The 3028-nt window shown below is 67.6% G+C and carries 4 protein-coding genes; 1 reads left to right on the top strand and 3 read right to left on the bottom strand.

Translation table 11 applies throughout. From position 1 onward, the window contains the following. From LI94_RS20755 to LI94_RS20745, 3 genes are all read right to left on the bottom strand, one after another. Nucleotides 1-492 (bottom strand): lysophospholipid acyltransferase family protein (locus LI94_RS20755; protein ID WP_046302414.1); only part of this gene is annotated, 492 nt, incomplete at its 3' end. A gap of 3 nt (nt 493-495) precedes the next feature. Next, nucleotides 496-1272, bottom strand: coding sequence for a lysophospholipid acyltransferase family protein (locus LI94_RS20750; RefSeq protein ID WP_046302413.1), 777 nt, complete (start codon nt 1270-1272; stop codon nt 496-498). A 7-nt stretch (nt 1273-1279) separates the two neighbouring features. After that, the gene (locus LI94_RS20745) at nt 1280-2068 is read right to left on the bottom strand and encodes a lysophospholipid acyltransferase family protein (protein WP_046302412.1); all 789 of its coding nucleotides are present in this window, start codon (nt 2066-2068) and stop codon (nt 1280-1282) included. An 83-nt stretch (nt 2069-2151) separates the two neighbouring features. Here LI94_RS20745 and LI94_RS20740 point away from each other — a divergent pair. Continuing rightward, on the top strand, nt 2152-3028 hold an 877-nt coding region (locus tag LI94_RS20740), incomplete at its 3' end, for an MBL fold metallo-hydrolase (protein ID WP_046302411.1).

Genomic DNA, 3028 nt, shown 5'->3' with positions numbered 1-3028 from the left:
ATGTGTATAAGAGACAGCCTTTGTCCAGACCCGGTGGATTCCCCAGACGATGACGGGGATCAGCGGAACGCCCGCGCTATGGGCCATCCGGGCAGCCCCCGTCTTGAACTCCCGCAATTCGAAGCTACGGCTGATGGTGGCCTCTGGATTCAGACCGACCAGCTCGCCTTGCCGCAACCGCGCCACCGCTTCGTCGTAGGCGCCGGCCCCGGCGGAGCGGTCGACCGGAATCAGCTTGAGGTGCTTGATCACGAAGTTGACCACCGGGACCTCGGTCATCTCGGCCTTGATCATGAAGCGCAGCCGGCGGCGTCGCCGCAAGGCCGCGATCGAGGCCGGAAACCAGTCCAGGTAGCTGGTGTGGTTGACGGCGAGCACCGCCCCGCCGCGCTCGGGAATGTGCTCCAAGCCCTCGATGGTCACATGCGGCCCGTTGGCGTTCGCCAGCCGCGGGACCACAATCTCCAGCGCCCGGAAGACGGGTTCTGCCATGATCTACTGCTCCGTGCCAGATGGGTCGGTTCGCCGGTCGCCTGCGCGCTTGCGCATCCGTTCCGCCAGCTCCTGCTCTTCGGCAACCCTAGCCTCGTCGGGAGTGGGCGCGCCGCCGCCGAGTCGCCGGGGCACCCAGAACTCGCCTGCGGGGTGCGGATATTCCTGCTGCACCTGAGCCAGCAGCGGCGCCATTCGCTCGCGCAATCGGGCGCTGAGCGCGGCGGCGTCACCGGACGGGGCCAGCGGTTCCCCCGCCAGGACGGTGATCGGGATGTTGCTGCGCACCAACCGCGCCCTCGGGTGGTCCTTGGTCCACAGCCGGTGGGCACCCCAGACGATCAGCGGGACGATCGGAACCTGCGCCTCCAGCGCCATGCGGGCCGCACCGGATTTGAATTCCTTGAGCTCGAAGCTGCGGCTGATGGTGGCTTCGGGGTAGACACCCACCACCTCGCCGGAGCGCAACGCGGTCACCGCGTGCCGGTAGGCGTCGGCTCCGGCCGCGCGGTCGACCGGAATGGTGCCGGTGTGGCGGATCAGATAGTTGACCACCCGCACCTGCTGCATTTCTGCCTTGATCATGAACCGCATCCGGCGTCCGCGGCGGTATGCCGCCAGTCCGGCCGGCAGGAAGTCCACGTAACCGGTGTGGTTGATCGCGATCACCGCGCCGCCCTCAGCCGGGATGTGGTCCAGGCCGAGGTAGTCGATCGCTGCGCCGGCGATCTTCGCCGCGCTCAGCGCCGTGAGCTCCAAGGCCCGAAATACCGGCTGCATGCCAGCTCTACTCCGCTGTGCCCGTCGGGCTCGGCGGCTGCTTCTGGCGGGCGGCCCGCTCCTCGGCCTTGCGCGCCGCTTCGGCGGCGTCGAGCTGGAGCGCCTCGGCGGGGGTGGGGGCGCTGCCGCCCAGGCGCCGGGGCACCCAGAACGCACCGGCGGGATGTTCGGGGTAGGCGTCCTGCGTCTGCTCCAGCAGGTGCTGCATCCGGGTCTGCAGCAGCGCGCGGAGCTCTTCGACCGGCAATGTCGGCGGTATCGGCTCGCCGATGTTCACCGAGACCGGTATCTTGCTGCGGCCCAGTTTCTTCGGGTGGTCCTTGGTCCAGATCCGCTGGGCGCCCCACACGATGTGCGGGATGATCGGCACCTGCGCCTCGATCGCCATCCGGGCGGCGCCGCTCCTGAACTCCTTGAGCTCGAAACTGCGACTGATGGTGGCCTCCGGGTACACCCCGACCAGCTCACCGGCCTTGAGGTAGGAGACGGCGGTGGCGTAGGACTCCGCCCCCTGGCTGCGATCCACCGCGATGTGCCGGCAGCCGCGCATGATGGGCCCGCTGTAGCGGTTGTCGAACGTCTCCTTCTTGGCCATGAAGCGCACCCGACGCCGCGGCTTGCCGTCATAGGAGGCCACGCCGGCAAACAGGAAATCGAGGTAGCCGGTGTGGTTGATCGCGACCACCGCGCCGCCGGTGGCGGGCAGGTGCTCCCGGCCGGTGACGGTGATCTTCAAGCCCTCATAGCGCCACAGCGTGTGTGCAGCTACAGCGACAGTCCCGTACCAAGGCTCCACAGCGCCCAAGCCTAGGCGATGGGACGGGCCACGCCGCCGGTAAACTCCTCAGGGAGCTCTTTCAGCGTCGGGAGAAGGTACACGTGCAGGTCACCAGCGTCGGGCACGCCGGCTTCCGGATCGAGACCGCCGCAGGCAGCATCCTGTGCGACCCGTGGGTGAATCCGGCCTACTTCGGCTCGTGGTTCCCGTTCCCGGACAACTCGGCGCTGGACTGGGACGCTCTCGGCGACTGCGACTACCTCTACATCTCGCACCTGCACCACGATCACTTCGACCCGCGGCACCTGGCGGCGCACGTCAACAAGGACGCGGTGGTACTGCTGCCCGATTACCCCGTGCCCGATCTGCGTCGCGAGCTGGAAGAGCTGGGGTTTCACCGGTTCTTCGAGACCGCCGATTCGCAGCGACACACCGTGTCGGGTCCCAAGGGCGAGCTGGACGTGATGATCATCGCGCTGCGCGCCCCGGCCGACGGCCCGATCGGCGACTCCGGGCTGGTGGTCTCCGACGGCGTGACCACCCTTTTCAATATGAACGACTCCCGTCCGATCGACCTCGACGTGCTGCAGGCTTTCGACGCGATCGACGTGCACCTGCTGCAGTACTCCGGGGCGATCTGGTACCCGATGGTCTATGACATGCCGGCCCGGGCCAAAGAGTCGTTCGGCACCCAGAAGCGCCAGCGGCAGATGGACCGCGCCCGCCAGTACGTCGCCCACGTCGGGGCGACCTGGGTGGTGCCGTCGGCGGGTCCGCCGTGTTTTTTGGATTCCGAGCTGCGCTACCTCAACGACGACCACGGCGATCCGGCCAATATCTTCCCCGACGAGATGGTGTTCCTCGACCAGCTGCGCCGCAACGGCCATGACGGCGGGCTGTTGATGATTCCCGGGAGCACCGCGAGTTTCACTGGGGCGCAACTGGATTCGCTGGCACACCCTGTCTCTTATACACATC

Source organism: Mycobacterium sp. UM_Kg27, from assembly GCF_000972905.1.
Lineage (GTDB): Bacteria > Actinomycetota > Actinomycetes > Mycobacteriales > Mycobacteriaceae > Mycobacterium.
This window is presented reverse-complemented; position numbering and strand designations above follow the sequence as displayed.